The sequence below is a fragment of the [Mycobacterium] fortunisiensis genome, assembly GCF_019050325.1.
Classification (GTDB): domain Bacteria; phylum Actinomycetota; class Actinomycetes; order Mycobacteriales; family Mycobacteriaceae; genus Mycobacterium; species Mycobacterium fortunisiensis.
Window position 1 is genome coordinate 350685 of the sequence record NZ_VOMB01000002.1, and the last position, 16446, is coordinate 367130.

General features: G+C 69.0%; 14 protein-coding genes. 10 read left to right on the plus strand and 4 right to left on the minus strand.

The genetic code is table 11. The features are described from left to right. The first annotated feature begins 7 nt into the window (after nt 1-7). The 9 genes from eccCa (at nt 8) to eccE (ending at nt 11195) form a co-directional block, all read left to right on the plus strand. Complete coding sequence (eccCa, locus tag FR943_RS02130) at nt 8-3985, plus strand: type VII secretion protein EccCa (protein WP_217154618.1); 3978 nt, start codon at nt 8-10, stop codon at nt 3983-3985. Further along, on the plus strand, nt 3985-4296 hold the full coding sequence (locus FR943_RS02135; RefSeq protein ID WP_217154619.1) for a PE family protein: 312 nt from the start codon (nt 3985-3987) through the stop codon (nt 4294-4296). The genes eccCa and FR943_RS02135 overlap by 1 nt, the downstream gene beginning before the upstream one ends. Before the next feature lies 1 nt (nt 4297). Next, nucleotides 4298-5878, plus strand: a complete 1581-nt coding sequence (locus FR943_RS02140) for a PPE domain-containing protein (protein ID WP_217154620.1) — start codon at nt 4298-4300, stop codon at nt 5876-5878. Between the two features lie 61 nt (nt 5879-5939). Then, nucleotides 5940-6233 (plus strand): type VII secretion system protein EsxG, encoded by a 294-nt coding sequence (gene esxG, locus FR943_RS02145; RefSeq protein WP_217154621.1) that lies wholly within the window; start codon nt 5940-5942, stop codon nt 6231-6233. A gap of 30 nt (nt 6234-6263) precedes the next feature. Then, nucleotides 6264-6551, plus strand: a complete 288-nt coding sequence (locus tag FR943_RS02150; RefSeq protein WP_217154622.1) for a WXG100 family type VII secretion target — start codon at nt 6264-6266, stop codon at nt 6549-6551. Beyond that, on the plus strand, nt 6523-7464 hold the full coding sequence (locus FR943_RS02155) for an ESX secretion-associated protein EspG (RefSeq protein ID WP_217154623.1): 942 nt from the start codon (nt 6523-6525) through the stop codon (nt 7462-7464). The genes FR943_RS02150 and FR943_RS02155 overlap by 29 nt, the downstream gene beginning before the upstream one ends. 2 nt (nt 7465-7466) lie before the next feature. Further along, complete coding sequence (gene eccD, locus FR943_RS02160; RefSeq protein ID WP_217154624.1) at nt 7467-8891, plus strand: type VII secretion integral membrane protein EccD; 1425 nt, start codon at nt 7467-7469, stop codon at nt 8889-8891. Nucleotides 8892-8898: 7 nt separating this feature from the next. After that, nucleotides 8899-10275 carry a type VII secretion-associated serine protease mycosin gene (mycP, locus tag FR943_RS02165; RefSeq protein ID WP_217154625.1) on the plus strand — a complete coding sequence of 459 codons (1377 nt, stop codon included), beginning with the start codon at nt 8899-8901 and terminating at the stop codon, nt 10273-10275. After that, nucleotides 10272-11195: a type VII secretion protein EccE gene (gene eccE, locus FR943_RS02170; RefSeq protein WP_217154626.1), complete on the plus strand. Its 924-nt coding sequence runs from the start codon at nt 10272-10274 to the stop codon at nt 11193-11195. Before mycP ends, eccE begins: the two co-directional genes overlap by 4 nt. Here the strand turns inward: eccE and FR943_RS02175 are convergent. Beyond that, a complete protein-coding gene (locus FR943_RS02175) occupies nt 11151-12353 on the minus strand; it encodes an alpha/beta hydrolase family protein (protein WP_217154627.1) in 1203 nt (400 codons plus the stop codon). The genes eccE and FR943_RS02175 overlap by 45 nt on opposite strands. 23 nt (nt 12354-12376) lie before the next feature. Next, nucleotides 12377-13255 carry an amidohydrolase family protein gene (locus FR943_RS02180; RefSeq protein ID WP_217154628.1) on the minus strand — a complete coding sequence of 293 codons (879 nt, stop codon included), beginning with the start codon at nt 13253-13255 and terminating at the stop codon, nt 12377-12379. Between the two features lie 45 nt (nt 13256-13300). Here FR943_RS02180 and FR943_RS02185 point away from each other — a divergent pair, with 45 nt between their 5' ends. Next, a complete protein-coding gene (locus FR943_RS02185; RefSeq protein WP_217154629.1) occupies nt 13301-14065 on the plus strand; it encodes a trans-aconitate 2-methyltransferase in 765 nt (254 codons plus the stop codon). A gap of 74 nt (nt 14066-14139) precedes the next feature. On the opposite strand, the gene stf0 is transcribed toward FR943_RS02185, so the two are convergent. Together stf0 and FR943_RS02195 are read right to left on the minus strand one after the other, a co-directional pair. Further along, entirely contained in the window at nt 14140-14943 is an 804-nt protein-coding gene (gene stf0 / locus FR943_RS02190) for a trehalose 2-sulfotransferase (protein WP_217154630.1), read from the minus strand. A 77-nt stretch (nt 14944-15020) separates the two neighbouring features. After that, a complete protein-coding gene (locus tag FR943_RS02195) occupies nt 15021-16403 on the minus strand; it encodes a sulfatase family protein (protein WP_217154631.1) in 1383 nt (460 codons plus the stop codon). Nucleotides 16404-16446 lie beyond the last annotated feature (43 nt).

Sequence of the window (16446 nt, forward strand, 5' to 3'; positions counted from 1 at the left end):
AACAACGATGAGCCGGCTGATTTTCGAGCACCAGCGCAGGCTGGCTCCGCCGACCACCCGCAAGGGCACCATCACGATCGAACCCCCGCCGCAGTTGGAGCGGATCGTCCCGCCGTCGCTGCTGCGCCGGGTGCTGCCGTACCTGATCGTCATTCTGATCGTGGGCATGATCGTGGCGCTGTTCGCCACCGGCATGCGGATGATCTCGCCGACCATGCTGTTCTTCCCGTTCGTGTTGCTGTTGGCGGCCACCGCGCTCTACCGCGGCGGTAACAAGATGCGCACCGAGGAGGTGGACGCCGAGCGCGCCGACTACCTGCGCTACCTGTCGGTGGTCCGCGACAACGTCCGGGCCCACGCCGCCGAGCAGCGCAAGGCGCTGGAGTGGTCCCACCCGGAACCCGAAGTGCTGGCCACGATTCCGGGCACCCGCAGGCAGTGGGAACGCGACCCGCGCGACCGTGACTTCCTGGTGCTGCGGGCCGGTCTGCACGATGTGCCGCTGGACGCCGCACTCAAGGTCAAGGACACCGCCGACGAGATCGATCTGGAACCGGTGTCGCACAGCACCCTTCGCGGTCTGCTCGATGTACAGCGCACCGTGCGCGACGCCCCCACCGGCATCGACGTCACCAAGCTCGCCCGGATCACCGTGATCGGTGAGGCCGACGAGGTGCGCGACGCAGTGCGGGCCTGGATCGCCCAGGCGGTCACCTGGCACGACCCGACCATGCTCGGGGTGGCCCTGGCCTCGCCCGACGTCGACGCCGATGCCTGGTCGTGGCTGAAATGGCTGCCGCACGTGGACATTCCGGCACAGGCCGACGGTGTCGGCCCGGCCCGGTACCTGACCTCCGGTGTGAACGAGCTGCGTGCCCAACTGGATTCGGCGCTGGCCGGTCGTCCGGCGTTCCCCGCCGAACCGGACCAGGCGCTCAAGCACCTGCTGGTGGTTCTCGACGACCCGCAGGCCGACCCCGACGACATCGCGCGCAAGCCCGGACTGACCGGGGTGACCGTGATCCACCGCAGCGACGCGCTGCCCAACCGTGAGCAATACCCCGACCCCGAGCGCCCCATCCTGCGGGTGGTCGACGGCCGGATCGAGCGGTGGCAGAGCAGCGGCTGGCAGCCCTATGTCGATCAGGCCGACGCGATGTCGGCCGCCGAGGCCGCCCACATCGCGCGCCGGCTGTCGCGCTGGGACTCCAACCCGGGCTACGTGCGGTCCACCGCCACCGGCGGGGCCACCTTCACCACGCTGCTCGACATCCCCGACGCCGCGGCACTCGATGTGGCCGGCCTGTGGGCGCCGCGTAACCGTGACGACGAACTGCGCGTGCCGATCGGCGTCACCGCCACCGGCGAGCCGCTGTACTTCGACCTGAAGGACGAGGCCGAGGGCGGCATGGGTCCGCACGGTCTGATGATCGGTATGACCGGCTCGGGTAAATCCCAGACCCTGATGTCGATCCTGTTGTCGCTGTTGACCACGCACTCCGCCGAGCGGCTCATCGTGATCTACGCGGACTTCAAGGGTGAGGCCGGAGCCGACATCTTCCGCAACTTCCCCCAGGTGGTCGCGGTCATCTCGAACATGGCCGAGAAGAAATCGCTGGCCGATCGGTTCGCCGACACCCTGCGCGGTGAGGTGGCCCGCCGCGAGCAACTTCTCAAGGAGGCCGGCCGCCGCGTGCAGGGCAGTGCGTTCAACTCGGTCACCGAATACGAGGCAGCCAGGGCCGCAGGCCACGACCTGCCACCGATGCCGACGCTGTTCGTGGTCGCCGACGAGTTCACCCTGATGCTCGCCGAGTACCCCGAGTACGCGGATCTGTTCGATTACGTTGCCCGCAAGGGTCGTTCGTTCCGGATCCACATCCTGTTCGCATCGCAGACACTGGATGTCGGCCGGATCAAGGACATCGACAAGAACACGTCGTACCGGATCGGCCTGAAAGTGGCCAGCCCCAGCATCTCTCGTCAGATCATCGGGGTGGAGGACGCCTACCACATCGAATCGGGCCGCGAGCACAAGGGCGAGGGCTTTCTGGTGCCCGCCCCGGGCGCGGTGCCGATCAAGTTCCGCAGCACCTACGTCGACGGCATCTACGACCCGCCGCGGGCCGAGAAGTCGATCGTGGTGCGGGCCCTGCCGCAGCCGCAGCTGTTCACCGCCTCGCGGGTCGAGCCCGAGCCCGACACCGTGATCGTCACCGGCGAACCGGAGATCCCGGCGGCGCCGCCGCGCAAGCTGATCGCCACCATCGGCGACCAGTTGACCGCCTACGGCCCGCAGGCCCCGAAGCTGTGGTTGCCGCCGCTGGACGAGGCCATCGCGCTCGACGACGTGCTGGCCCGCACCGCGGTGGAGCCCGGTCAGCTGCGCTGGCCGCTGGGCGAGATCGACAAGCCGTTCGAAATGCGCCGTGACGCCTTGGTGTTCGACGCGAACTCGTCGGCGGCCAACGTGTTGATCCACGGTGGTCCGCGCTCGGGCAAGTCCACCGCGCTGCAGACGTTCATCCTGTCGGCGGCCGCGCTGCACGCCCCGGGCGAAGTGAGCTTCTACTGCCTGGACTACGGCGGCGGAAAGCTGGCCGGCCTGGCGGACCTGGCGCACGTCGGTAGCGTGGCCACCCCGCTGGAACCCGAACGCATCCGGCGCACCTTCGGTGAACTCGAGCAGCTGCTGCGGGCTCGCCAGCAGCAGGGCGCGGTGAACCGGGATGCGGTGTCCGCCGGCAGGTTCGACGACGGGTACGGCCAGGTTTTCCTGGTCATCGACAACCTGTACGCATTCAGCCGGGACAACACCGACACGTTCAACACCCGTAACCCGTTGCTGGCCAAGGTGACCGAGCTGGCCAACAGTGGCCTGGCCTACGGCATCCACGTCGTGATCACCACGCCGAACTGGCTGGAGGTGCCGCTGGCCATGCGTGACGGGCTGGGGCTGCGGTTGGAGCTCAAGCTCCACGACAGTCACGACAGCATCGTGCGGGTGGTGGGCGCGTTGCGTCGCCCCGCCGAGTCCGTGCCTGCCGACCAGCCGGGGCGCGGCTTGACCATGGCCGCCGAGCACTTCCTGTTCGCCGAGCCGCAGCTGAGCGACATCGAGGTCATCAACACCCGCTACCCGGGACAGTCCGCACCGCCGGTACGGCTGCTGCCCACCGCGTTGGCCCCGGCCGCGCTGGCGCCGCTGTACCCGGCGCCGGAGCAGGTGGTCATCGGCCAGCGCGAAGAGGATCTGGCACCGGTGGTGCTCGACTTCAAGGACAACCCGCTGCTGGCGGTGTTCGGCGATGCGCGCTCGGGCAAGACCACGTTGCTGCGGCACATCATCCGCACCGTCCGGGAGAACTCCCGGCCGGACGAGGTGGCCTTCACGGTGATCGACCGGCGGTTGCACCTGGTCGAGGAGCCGTTGTTCCCGGACAACGAGTACACCGCCAACATCGACCGGGTGCTGCCGGCCATGCTGGGCCTCTCGGCACTCATCGAGAAGCGTCGTCCGCCCGCCGGTTTGAGCCCGCAGGAGCTCAGCGCCTGGCGTCAGCAGTCCGGCACCGGCGGCCACACGCACTACCTGATCATCGACGACGTCGACCAGATCCCCGACGGCCCCGCGGTGAGCGGACCGTTCGCCGGGCAGCGCCCGTGGACCAACATCGTGGGTCTGCTGGCCGAGGCGGGCGATCTGGGGCTGCGGGTCATCGTGACGGCCCGGGCCACCGGATCGGCACATGCGGTGATGACGGCGCCGCTGCTGCGCCGCCTCAACGATCTGCAGGCGACCACGTTGATGCTGTCGGGCAACCCGGCAGACAGTGGCAAGCTCCGCGGGCATCGGTTCGCCCGATTCCCGGCGGGACGCGGCATGTTGCTCGGCGACGGCGACGCGCCCGAGTTCGTTCAACTCGTCAACCCACTCATCGATGACGCGGCTCTGTCCGTGAACAACGGGAGAAAGGAATTCTGATGACATTGCGAGTAGTTCCGGAAGGACTGACCGCCGCCAGCGCGGCTGTCGAGGCGCTCACCGCACGTCTGGCCGCCGCGCACGCCGCCGCGGCACCCCTGGTCACGGCGGTGATCCCACCTGCGGCCGACGCGGTGTCGTTGCAGACCGCCACCGGCTTCAGCGCCCACGGCGCCCAGCACTCGGCCGTGGCCGCGCAGGGTGTCGAGGAGCTCGGCCGGTCCGGCGTCGGCGTCGGCGAGTCGGGTGCCAGCTACGTCACCGGTGACGCGATGGCCGCCTCGTCCTACATGACTGCGCGCGGCGTCTGAGATGACTGCCCCCATCTGGATGGCCCTACCACCCGAGGTGCACTCGACGCTGCTGTCCAGCGGCCCGGGCCCCGGGCCGTTGTTGGCCGCCGCGGGGGCGTGGCAGTCGCTGAGCACCGAATATGCCTCGGCGGCAGCCGAACTCACCGGGGTGCTCGGGCAGGTACAGGCCGGATCGTGGGAGGGGCCCAGCTCCGAGCAGTACGTCGCCGCCCACGGGCCGTATCTGACCTGGCTGGCCCAGCAGTCGGCCAACAGCGCCGCGGTGGCAGCACAGCACGAGACCGCGGCCGCGGCCTACACCAGCGCGTTGGCCGCCATGCCGACCCTGCCCGAACTGGCGCTCAACCACGTGGTGCACGGCGTGCTGTTGGCGACGAACTTCTTCGGCCTCAACACGATCCCGATCGCGGTCAACGAGGCCGACTACGTCCGGATGTGGATCCAGGCCGCCACCACGATGTCCACCTACCAGGCGGTCTCGGGGGCAGCGGTGATGGCGGCGCCGCAGTCCACCCCGGCGCCGCTGCTGCTCCAGCCCGGTACCGGGGAGGCGGGAGCCGCTTCGGCGAACCTGATGCAGGCCGGTGCCCAGACGCAGGCCGCGGAATCAGGGCAGGCGCTGAGCACCCCGGACTGGTGGTCGGAGAACCAGCTGATCAAATCGCTGGCGGACTATTTTGCCGATCCGAACAACAACCTGATCGGCGGGGAGTACGTGGCCCAGCTGTTGCGTGACCCCGTCGGCACCATCCAGAACATGCTCACCTCGCTGCTCACGAACCCGGCCGGGTTCCTGACGGAGTGGGGCCCGTTCCTGGCCGGCGTCCTCTACCAGGCGATCTTCCAGCCGGTGGGCTGGGGCACCTGGATCGGTATCGCGCTCTCGCCGTTCCTGATACCGCTGCTCGGCATCGGCCTCGCCGGCCTGGGCTTCCTCGGGTTGCTGCCCACTGATGCGCCGGCGGAAGTGCCCGCCGAAGGCGACGCTGCGGTGGCGCCCGTGCGGTCCGACCAGGGCCTGCCCCTGGCAGGTCTGGCGCCGGCCGGTGTGGGCGGCGGCGCGGCAGCCGCACCGGCGCCCGCCGGAGCACCCGCCTCGGGAGCGGCGGCGCCGGCCGCCCCGGCGGCACCGGCCGCGTTCGCACCGTACGCGGCGATGGGTAGTGACCCCGACGAGGGTTTCAGCCCGACCGTCGGCGGCAAGTCCAGTGCGTCGGCCCCGGCGTCCGGAATCCCCGCGGCGGCTTCGGGTGTGGCCGCTTCCCTGGCGGCGCGGCGCAAGCGCCGGCGCAAGCGCGGTGCCGAACTGCAGGACCACGCCTACGCCGATGCCTACATGGACTACGAAGAGCCCGATCCGGATCCGGCGCCGCAGCCGGAACCGCGGGTGCGAGCCTCCGAGCAGGGCGCCGGCGACATGGGGTTCACCGGCACCACAACCAAATCCGATACCACCGCGGCCGGGCTCACCACCTTGGCCGGGGAGAGTTTCGACGAGCAACCGGTATCACCGATGCTTCCGGGAACGTGGGATCCCCATGAGGGACCCAGCGATTCGGGAGGGGGTTCGCGCAGCTGACCAGATCACTTCGTACTTCTGGATTGCATGACCGATCGACAACGACCCGAAAGGAAAAACCATGAGCATGTTGGACGCTCACATCCCGCAGCTGATCGCCTCCGAGGCCGCCTTCAGCGCCAAGGCCGCGCTGATGCGCAGCACCATCTCGCAGGCCGAGCAGGCCGCCATGTCCTCGCAGGCCTTCCACATGGGTGAGGCCTCGGCCGCGTTCCAGGCCGCGCACGCCCGATTCGTCGAGGTGTCGGCCAAGGTCAACGCGCTGCTGGACATCGCGCAGGTCAACCTCGGCGACGCCGCGAGCACCTACGTCGCCCAGGATGCCGCCGCCGCCAGCACCTACACCTCGGTCTAACCGGAACCATCTAGGGATACAGGAGTTTTCATGTCTCAGATCATGTACAACTACCCGGCCATGCTGGCGCACGCCGGTGAGATGACCACCTACTCGGGTGCCCTGCACGCGGTCGGTGCCGACATCGCCGCCGAGCAGGCCGCTTTGAGCAGCGCCTGGCAAGGTGACACCGGTATGACCTACCAGGCGTGGCAGGCCCAGTGGAACCAGGCCATGGAAGAGCTGGTCCGGGCCTACCGCGCGATGGCGTCCACGCACGAGATGAACACCATGTCGATGAGCGCGCGCGATGCCGCCGAAGGGGCCAAGTGGGGCTGATGCCGGAGGCTCCGAATTGAGCACCGGAGCCAACGCTGTCGAGCTGACCACCGATCAGGCCTGGTACCTCGCCGAGGTACTGGAGGCCGGGGCGTTTCCGTGGGTGCTGGCCATCACGCCGGCCTACAGCGATCCGGCGCAGCGGCCCGGCTTCATCGCCGAACAGGCCGCTGCCCTGACCAGGCTGGGTGTGCTCGATGCCAGTGGTGTGGTCAATCCGCGTGTCGCGCAATGGATTCGACTGGCCTGTCGGGCAAACCAATGGTTGGACCTGCGGTTTGTCTCGGGTCCGGGCGACCTGTTGCGCGGGATCGTGGCCCGGGCCAAGGACCGGACGGTTGTGGTGCTGCGCAACGCGCAGTTGGTGACGTTCACCGAGATGGACATCGACCATCCCCACGCGCTGGTACCGGTGCTGACCGCCGGTCTGTCGCAACGGCGGCCGGCCCGGTTCGAGGAGTTCGCCCTACCGGCCGCGGCCGGGGCCCGGGCGGACGAACAGATCCGCAACGGCACCCCGCTGGTCGAGGTGCTGGGATTCCTCGGAATCCCGGCCTCGGCCCGACCCATCGTGGAATCGGCGTTCGAAGGACGCCGCACCTACGTGGAGATCGTCGCCGGTGAACATCGCGACGGCCACCGGGTCACCACCCAAGTCGGTGTCAGCATCATCGACACCCCCGAGGGAAGAATTCTGGTCTCCCCGTCAAAAGCTTTTGACGGGGAATGGGTTTCGACCTTCACGGCGGGCACGGCCGACGCGATCGCCATGGCGGTCGAACGGCTCACCGCTTCTTTGCCCAGCGGCTCCTGGTTCCCCGACCAACCGCTCATCCGCGACTTCGAGACGGCCGCGGATGCCGCTGTATCCCATCGAGATCCACGCCCCATGAGAAGAACCCAGAAAGCATAGGAATGTCCGACAACACTGTGATGCCGATCGTCCGGGTGGCCGTACTGGCCGCTGGAGACGACGGTGGCCGGCTGACCGAAATGGCCCTGCCGTCCGAGTTGCCGCTGCGCGAGATACTGCCCGCGGTTCAGCGCATCGTCGTTCCCTCCGGGGGCGGTGCCGATAGCGGCGACAACGGCGCCGGCGACCCGGTGCGGCTCAGCCTGGCCCCGGTCGGGGGAGCGCCCTTCAGCCTGGACGCCACCCTCGACACGGTCGGTGTCGTGGACGGAGACCTGCTTGCGCTGCAAGCCGTCCCCGCCGGTCCGGCCGCCCCGCGCATCGTCGAGGACATTGCCGACGCCGCCGTGATCTTCTCGGCCGCCCGCCGGCGGCCCTGGGGCGCTGCACATGTCGCGCGGGCCGCGGCGCTGGCCCTGATCGGACTGATCCTGGTGGGCACCGGCCTGGCCGTGGCACACCGGGTGATCACCGGCGAACTCCTCGGCCTGTTCGTCGTCGGCGGCATCGCCATCGCTTCGGTATTGGCCGCGCTGTCCACCCGGGGCCGTTCCCCGGCGCTGGCCACCGCGCTGGCCGTCACCGCGCTGGCGCCCGTGGCCGCGGTGTTCGCCCTCGGCGTCCCGGGCGAGTTCGGTGCGCCCAGTGTGCTGTTGGCCGCCGCCGGCGTGGCCGCCTGGTCCCTGATCAGCATGGCCAGTTCGCCTGACGACCGCGGTATCGCGGTGTTCACCGCGACCACCGTCACCGGTGTCGGTGTGCTGCTGGTCGCCGGCGCCGCCGCGCTGTGGCAGATCTCCGCGACGGTGATCGGCTGTGCGTTGATCCTGATCGCCCTGGTGGTCACGGTGCAGGCAGCTCAGCTGTCGGCGATGTGGGCCCGCTTCCCGCTGCCGGTCATCCCGGCGCCGGGAGACCCGTCCCCGTCGGCCCACCCGCTGTCGGTGTTGGCCGACCTGCCGCGCCGGGTCCGGGTGAGCCAGTCGCACCAGACCGGCGTGATCGCCGCGGGCGTGGTGCTCGGTGTGGCCGGGTCGCTGGCCTTGGTCGCCTCGTCGACCGCGTCGCCGTGGGCCTGGTACGTGGTGGTGGCCGCCGCGCTCGGTGCCGCGCTGCGGGCCCGGGTGTGGGACTCGGCCTCGTGCAAGGCGTGGCTGCTGGGGCATCCCTACCTGCTGACGGTGGTGCTGCTGGTGGCGTTCGCGATCGACGGCCGCTACCAGGCGGCGTGGTGGGCGCTGGCCGCGCTGGCCGGCCTGGTCGTGGTGTGGGCAGTGGCCGCACTGAACCCGCGGATGGCCTCCCCGGACACCTACTCGCTGCCCATGCGGCGGCTGGTGGGCTTCCTGGCCACCGGACTCGACGCTTCGCTGATCCCGGTGATGGCCTTCCTCGTCGGGCTGTTCAGCCTCGTTCTCGACAGGTGATGAATCGGTGATCCACAAGAGCCTGGGAGTTCTGGCCACCGCCGGTCTGGTGCTGTTGGTCGGCTCCCCGCAGGCGGGCGCCGTCGTCCCGCCCGAGGTCGACCCGCAGATCGCGCCACCGGCCGGCAGTGCCGGCCCGGTGGAGGCGATGGCGAAACGCTCGGAGTGCGTCACCACCACGGCGATGCCGGGCACCGATCCCGGTGCGGTGAACCCGAACCAGGTGGCGCTCAACCTGTCCGATGCCTGGAAGCAGAGCCGCGGACAGGGCCAGACCGTCGCGGTCATCGACACCGGTGTCCAGCCGGGGCCGCGGCTGCCCAATCTGCAGGGCGGCGGTGACTTCATCGAGTCCAGTGACGGCCTGACCGACTGCGATGGGCACGGCACGTCGGTGGCCGGGCTGATCGCCGGCCAACCGGGGCCCGACGGGTTCTCCGGGGTGGCGCCGGAAGCCCAGCTGATCTCCATCCGGCAGAACTCGCCGCGATTCGCACCGCGCGTCCCCAACGCCAACGCTCCGGAAGCCCGCGCCGCGGCCGACGTGGCCAGCCTGGCCCGGGCGGTGGTGCGCGCCGCCGACATGGGCGCGCGCGTCATCAACATCTCCGTGGTGACCTGCCTGCCCGCCGACAAACAGATCGACCAGTCCGAACTCGGTGCGGCGCTGCGCTATGCCGCCGTCGAGAAGGACGCGGTCATCATCGCGGCGGCCGGCAACACCCAGGGCGGTGTCAGCACCGGTTCGGCGTGCGAATCCAACCCGCTGTCGGGCACCCCCGACGATCCGCGGAACTGGGGTGGGGTCTCCTCGGTCTCCATCCCGTCGTGGTGGCAGCCGTACGTGCTGTCGGTCGGCGCACTGAACGCCACCGGCCAGCCGTCGCGATTCAGCATGGCCGGTCCGTGGGTCGGAATCTCCGCACCGGGCGAGAACATCTCCTCGCTGAGCAACGCACCCGGCGGCGGGCTGGCCAACGGGCTGCCCACCGACCAGGGCAAGATCGTGCCGCTCAACGGCACCAGCTACGCCACGGCCTACGTGTCCGGCGTCGCTGCACTGGTACGCAGCAAATTTCCCGATCTGAACGCCCGCCAGGTGGTGCACCGGCTGACCGCGACGGCCCGAGGCGCCGCCCGCTCACCGTCCAACATCAACGGCGCCGGCGGCGTGGATCCGGTGGCCGCCCTCACTTGGGACGTCGCCGACCTGCCGCTGGACGGGCCGACCGCGCCGGAAGGCAAACCGATCGCTGCACCACCAGAACCCGCTCCGCGTGACAACACCGGCCGCATCGTCGCGTTCGCCGGCACCGGAGTACTTGCGCTGGCGGCCATCGCGGTCGCGTTCAGCGCATACCGACGGAAGGACCTCACCTCATGACCGCCCGACTCGCGCTGGCGTCACTGTTCATCGTCGCGGCGGTGCTGGCCCGGCCGTGGCAGACCACCACCGAGCGTTGGGTGCTCGGCGTCTCCGTCGCGGCGGTCGTCGTGCTGCTGGCCTGGTGGGGTGGGCTGTTCCTGACGACCCGGGTGGCCCGGCGTTTCGCCCTGCTGCGGCGCAACCTGGCCAAGAGTGGGCCGGCCGCACCGACTGACGCGGAAACCGTGGTGCTGCGCGTCGATCCGGCGGACCCGGCCCAGCTGCCGGTCGTGATCGGCTACCTGGACCGCTACGGCATCCGCTGCGACAAGGTGCGCATCACCCATCGCGACGCCGGTGGCGCCCGGCGCAGCTGGATCAGCCTGACGGTGGCCGCTACCGACAACCTCGATGCCCTGCGGGCCCGGTCGTCGCGAATCCCGTTGCGGGACACCACCGAAATCGTCGGGCGCCGACTCGCCGACCATCTCCGCGAACAGGGTTGGACGGTGACCATCGTCGACGGGGTGGATTCTCCGCTGCCTGATCCCGGAAAGGAAACCTGGCGTGGCGTGAAGGACGACTCCGGATACGTTGCGGCGTACCGGGTCAACGTCAACGACAAGGTGGAGGCCGTGCTGGCCGGTGTCGGTGCGCTGCCGGCCCAGGAAACCTGGACCGCGCTGGAGTTCACCGGATCGCCCGCCGAGCCGCTGCTGACGGTGGCGGCTGCCATCCGGACGCCGGACCGCCCGTCCCGCAAGGCTCCGCTGGCCGGCCTGAACCTGGTGGGTGGCCGGCAGCGTCCCGCGCTGGCGGCACTGAACCCGTTGTCCACGAACCGGTTGGACGGCGCTCCGGCGCTCGTGCCACAGGTGGTGCTCAAGCAGCGGTCAGTCGAACATGAACTCCCGCAGGAAGCGGGTCATCCGGCGTAGGTAGTCCGGCTGGCTCACGTGCAGCAGATGATTGCCGGGGAACCAGTGGAACGCACAGCGATCCCAGTGTTCCCACAGCATCTCGGCCTGCTGCGGCGGGGCCAGCCGGTCACCGAGACCCGTGATGATCAACCGGCGTTGCTTGGGTACCAGGGGTTGGTAGTTCAGCGGCGAGGCATACCGGGCCGCCGCCTCGGTCAACGCCGGATCGGTTCGGGCGAACCGGCGCTGCAGCGCCACCAGCTTGTTGGCCGGGAACCACTCGTCGACCGTGCGATCCGGGGTCACCACCGGCACATTCGGTACCACGGCCTGGATCCGGTCCTCCACACTGGCCAGTAGTGCCGAGGTGAACCCGCCCAGAGAGATGCCGGTCAGGGCGATCCGGTCCACCCCGGTGAACTCCAAATAGTCGAGCACCGAACGGAAGTCGTACACCGCCTGGGCCATGCCCTCGCAGAACCCGGCGAATCCGTGCGCGAAGAAGCCGTATCCGCTGAACGGCGAGAAGCGTTCGGCCCGGCGGCCGTGAAACGGCAAGGTGTACAACAACACGTCGTAGCCGGACCGGTAGAACCACGGCAGCGACAGGAACAGTCCGTTCGCCAGGTACGGCGAACCCATGAAGCCGTGGATCACGCACAGCGTGGGGTGCGGACCGTCGTCGTGCCGCCAATGCTGGGCCCGCACAACGTTGTTGCGGGTGAATCCGCCGCACAGGGCACGCATGGCCGGGTTCACCGCGGTGAAGCCACTCTCGAACCGCAGGTTCTCCACCCGCCCGTGCGCGATGATCTCGGCCACCGGGTTGGCCTGCCGGGTCGAAACTCGCGGCGGCTCGGTGGGCGCCGGAAACGAGACCGCGGGATCGTGGGCGCCGGCCAGATCAGCGTAGAACCGCATGTGGTCGTGCTCGGTCCGGGAGGTGGACGGGTCCCGAACCGACGCCAGCATCGAGGCCAGCGTGGTGGGGACCATCGAGGTGGCCACGATCGACGCGACCCCGGTACGCAGGACGACGTCGGCGGCGGCCGACGCGTCGACGATGGCCCGCTGCCGCAGCGTCAGGTCGTCGCGGCGCGGCAACCCGCGCGCACCGGCGTCACCGCCGGGGACGTCGGGAACTGGGATCGGGGGATCGACCGGGTCCGGGTCCACGATTCCCGATGCTAACCAACCGCTCAGCTCAGGCCGAACAGCCGCGCGGCGTTGTCGTGCAGGACGTTGCGGCGCCAGGTGTCGTCGACGCCGGGCAGGTCGATGAGATGATGCACCGCCTCGGCGTAGGTGTAGGGGATGTTGGGGAAGTCGCTGCCGAACAGGATGCGTTCCCCCATCGCTTTCAGCCGGTCGATCTCGGCGGCCGGGAACGGCATCAAGGCTTCGACGAACGGGGTGAACGCCATTGTGGTGTCCAGCCGGACCTGCTCGTAGCGTTCGGCGAGGTCCAGGAACGGGGCGTACTCGGGCATGCCCATGTGCGCGACGATCAGGGCCAGGCGCGGATAGCGGCCCAACAGTCGGGCGATCGGGTCCGGGCCGGTGTGGGGGCCGGGTACCGGGCCGGATCCGCAGTGGATGACCACCGGGACGCCGGCGTCCTCGATCAGCCCCCAGACCTCGTCCAGCAACGGATCGTTCGGATCGTAGTTGCCCACCTGGATGTGTGCTTTGAACACCTGGGTACCGGTGGCGATCGCCTCGGCGACGTAACCGGCGGCTGAGGGTTCGGGGAAGAAGGTGGCGGTGGCCAGGCAGTCGGGGGTGTCGTTGGCGAAGCCTCGTGCCCACTGGTTCAGCCAGGCCGCCATGTCCGGCTTGTGCGCGTAGACCAGGGAGGAGAACCTGCGCACACCGAACTCGCGCAGGGTGGCCACGCGCTGGGCCTCGTCGGCGCGGTAGGTGATGGGCCACTCCCGGCCGATCAGCGGACCCTGACTGTCGAAGTACTGCCACACCTTGTCCATCACGTTCTTGGGCATGAAGTGGGTGTGCACGTCGATGATGCCGGGCAGTCCGAGCTGCGTCCAGATCGCACGTACCTTCTCGGGTTCGTCCATCGTTCCCAGACGATATCGGCCCTCGATACCGGGCATGATCTGGGTATGTGGAACCCGGACACCTATCTCAGCTTTGCCGATCACCGCGGGCGCCCGTTCTTTGACCTGCTGTCGCGGGTGGCGCCCGACGCGCCGCGCCGCGTGGTCGACCTGGGTTGTGGGCCGGGCAATCTGACCGGGACGCTCACGCAGCGCTGGCCGGGTGCGGTACTGGAGGCCTGGGACTTTTCGCCGGAGATGGTGGCGGCCGCGCAGCGCAGGGGGTTGCCGGCACACGTCGGCGCGATCGAGGACTGGACACCGCAACCCGACACCGACGTGGTGCTCTCCAACGCGGCGTTGCAGTGGGTGCCCACTCATCGTGAGCTCGTGGTGCGCTGGGCCGGGCAACTGCCGGCCGGTGCCTGGATCGCGTTCCAGGTTCCGGGCAACTTCGACGCCCCGTCGCACCACGCGGTGCGGGCGTTGGCGCGTCGTGAGCCGTTCGTCGAGCCGCTGCGGGATATGCCCTGGCGTGATGTCGGGCAGGTGGACGACCCGGCGCAATACGCCGAGCTGTTGACCGACGCGGGCTGTGCGGTGGACGCGTGGGAGACCACGTATATACATCAATTGACCGGTGAGACACCGGTTCTGGACTGGATCACCGGGACGGCGTTGACCCAGGTGAAAGCGCGGCTGACCGAAGAGCTGTGGCAGCGATACCGCCAGGCGATCATCCCGATGCTGGCCGAGGCCTACCCCCGCCGCGCTGACGGTACGACGTTCTTTCCGTTCCGCCGGGTGTTCGTGGTGGCCCAAGTCGGTTGAGTCGCCGCGATTTGTGCACCTTCACCGGCGCTTGCCGCCGCCAGAGGTGCACAAATCACCGACTATCGGCGGCGTCATTGCGGCCACCCCTCTTTCTCGGCATCGCGGCGATAGCGGTCCACCCACTCGTCGGATCGCTGATCAGCCTGACGCTCCAGAACCGGCTGCGGTGCCAGTCGCGGGTCCAGGCCGAGCGCCTCCAGCACGGTGGCCACCACGGTCGTGAGGTTGCGCCACAAGTACGGGTAGGACACGTCGATGGGGGAGACGTTCTCCTCGCCAAACCAGGTCCGCCAGCCCTCCTCCTGGGCCCGCAGGATCCTGACCACATGGGCAATCGCGCCGGCGTGGTATTCGGCGCGGGCGTCGCGCACCGGGTCGGCCCGCCCGCGCCATACCCTGGTCTGCACCGCCCGCCAGAACGAAACCGCCTGGGACACAACGTCGGGCCGGTAGACGTGGATCAGTACCGGGTCGGTCCCGGTGACGTCGCGGATCGCGGCGAGCAGGCCGGGCCCGGAGCGTTCGGGCAGGCCTTCTACCCGATCCAACAGCAGCGGTGTCTGGTTCCACATCAGTTTGCCGCCCCAGACCCCGTTGGGGGTGCGGCCGACGGTGCGGATGTAGTCGCGCCAGATCTCCGACGGGGCCAGGTCCGGCTTGCCCTCATCGAGCGGGTCGAGCAGGCGCAGGATCGACTCGTCCTCCACGCCGGCGAACCATTGCCGCGGTTGCGGCGACATGCTGGTGGTCGGCAGGTACTGGAAGAACTCCTGGGGCTCGCCGGCCATGCCGGTGGCGCGCAGGGATTCCACCAGCAACGTGCTGCCACTGCGCTGGGATGCGAGCACCAGGTAGGCGGTCGGATGATCGGGCATGGCGAGACTCTAACCATGATTGGTTTGCGGCGCCTATTCAACTGACCGTCAAGAGTTTTCGTTCATCGTGAGGAAAACTATTGATGGGTATCGGTGATGCCACGCTCGTCGGCGATGGCGGATCTGCTGCTCGCCGGACGGCCGAGGATGCGCAGATATGTTTCGGTGTAGCGCTCCGATATTCTGGTTCCGGCGAAATCGGATGGGATGACGTCGAGCGTCTTTTCTCGCCAATCGTTCAGTAGCAGCGCCAGATCGGCGGCGATCGCCTCGGCCTTGTCGGTCGGCTCCGCGCCGAGCAGGTTGTTGCGTTCGGTCGGGTCGGCGACGAGGTCGTACAACTCGCGGCTGGGCCTGGCGTCGAGAATGTCGTCGCCGAGTGCGCGGCCGGACGGGCTGTCGGCGATATCCCACGGCAGGTCCAACAATGGCCGCGCCGCGTAGTTCTCGATGTAGCTGTATTCCTTTGTGCGAATGGCGCGAATGGGATCGAAAGAATCGTGATACGTCTTCGTGGTGTACACCTCCGAGCGAATCTCTTTGGGCTCCGGCGTCCCGGCAGACAGGTTGCCGGCATGCGACAGCCCGTCGACGTCGCCGGGGATCTCCACGCCGAGAAGGTCCAACAAGGTGGGCAGCAGATCGACGCCGCTGAACAGTTCGTCGTAGCGGCAGGGCGGGATGCCCGACCCCCGGGGCGGGCGGACGATCAGCGCGATGCCGGTGCCCGCGTCGTACAGGGTCGATTTGGCCCGGGGCAGCGCCGGCCCGTGATCGGTCAGGAAGACCACCCAGGTGTTCTCATCGAGACCGGCCGCGGTCAGGGCGTCGAGCAGCTCGCCGACCTTCGCGTCGGCCACCGCGATCGAACCGTAGAACTCGGCGAGATCGTCGCGCACCTGCTCGGTGTCGGGAAGGTAATCGGGCACGGCGACGTCGTCGGAGTCGGCCGGTTCGTATCGCTCACGCGGGTAGGGCCGGTGGGTTTCGAAGAACCCGGCAGTCAGCAGGAACGGTTGCCGCGGTGCATCGGCCAGCCAAGCGGCGGCCTGCTCGACGACATACTCGCAGAACGAGTTCGACACGTCGTACACGTCGTAGCCCAATTTGGCCGGATAGGACGTCTCGTGCTGCATGCCGAACAGCGCGGTGTGCCAACCTGATTCGGCCAGCAGATGGGGCAGGGTGCGGACGCCGGCGCGGTACTCCCAGCCGTGGTGGGCCAGGCCGACCAGGCCGTTGCTCTGCGGGTACCGTCCGGTGAACAGCGAACCGCGCGACGGTGAGCACAGCGGCGCGGTGGCGTGCGCACGGGTGAACACGATCCCCTCGGCGGCGAGCGCATCGAGGTGCGGGCTGTCCACATCCGTGTGCCCGTAGGCACCCAGATACCGCCCGAGATCATGCCAGTGCACGATCAGCAGGTTCTGCCGTTGCGGTTCGGTCCCGTCCCCGGTCACGTCATAAGTCCCTTCTGTCCACACGACGACCGAACTGCCTGAA

What these genes read in the sequence shown, in the direction of transcription:
- eccCa (WP_217154618.1), top strand. Translation starts at nt 8, where the DNA reads ATGAGCCGGCTGATTTTCGAGCACCAGCGCAGGCTGGCTCCGCCGACC.
- FR943_RS02185 (WP_217154629.1), top strand. Translation starts at nt 13,301, where the DNA reads ATGTGGAACCCGGACACCTATCTCAGCTTTGCCGATCACCGCGGGCGC.
- eccD (WP_217154624.1), top strand. Translation starts at nt 7,467, where the DNA reads ATGTCCGACAACACTGTGATGCCGATCGTCCGGGTGGCCGTACTGGCC.
- FR943_RS02140 (WP_217154620.1), top strand. Translation starts at nt 4,298, where the DNA reads ATGACTGCCCCCATCTGGATGGCCCTACCACCCGAGGTGCACTCGACG.
- stf0 (WP_217154630.1), bottom strand. Translation starts at nt 14,943, where the DNA reads ATGCCCGATCATCCGACCGCCTACCTGGTGCTCGCATCCCAGCGCAGT.
- FR943_RS02180 (WP_217154628.1), bottom strand. Translation starts at nt 13,255, where the DNA reads ATGGACGAACCCGAGAAGGTACGTGCGATCTGGACGCAGCTCGGACTG.
- esxG (WP_217154621.1), top strand. Translation starts at nt 5,940, where the DNA reads ATGAGCATGTTGGACGCTCACATCCCGCAGCTGATCGCCTCCGAGGCC.
- FR943_RS02155 (WP_217154623.1), top strand. Translation starts at nt 6,523, where the DNA reads ATGCCGCCGAAGGGGCCAAGTGGGGCTGATGCCGGAGGCTCCGAATTG.
- eccE (WP_217154626.1), top strand. Translation starts at nt 10,272, where the DNA reads ATGACCGCCCGACTCGCGCTGGCGTCACTGTTCATCGTCGCGGCGGTG.
- FR943_RS02135 (WP_217154619.1), top strand. Translation starts at nt 3,985, where the DNA reads ATGACATTGCGAGTAGTTCCGGAAGGACTGACCGCCGCCAGCGCGGCT.
- FR943_RS02150 (WP_217154622.1), top strand. Translation starts at nt 6,264, where the DNA reads ATGTCTCAGATCATGTACAACTACCCGGCCATGCTGGCGCACGCCGGT.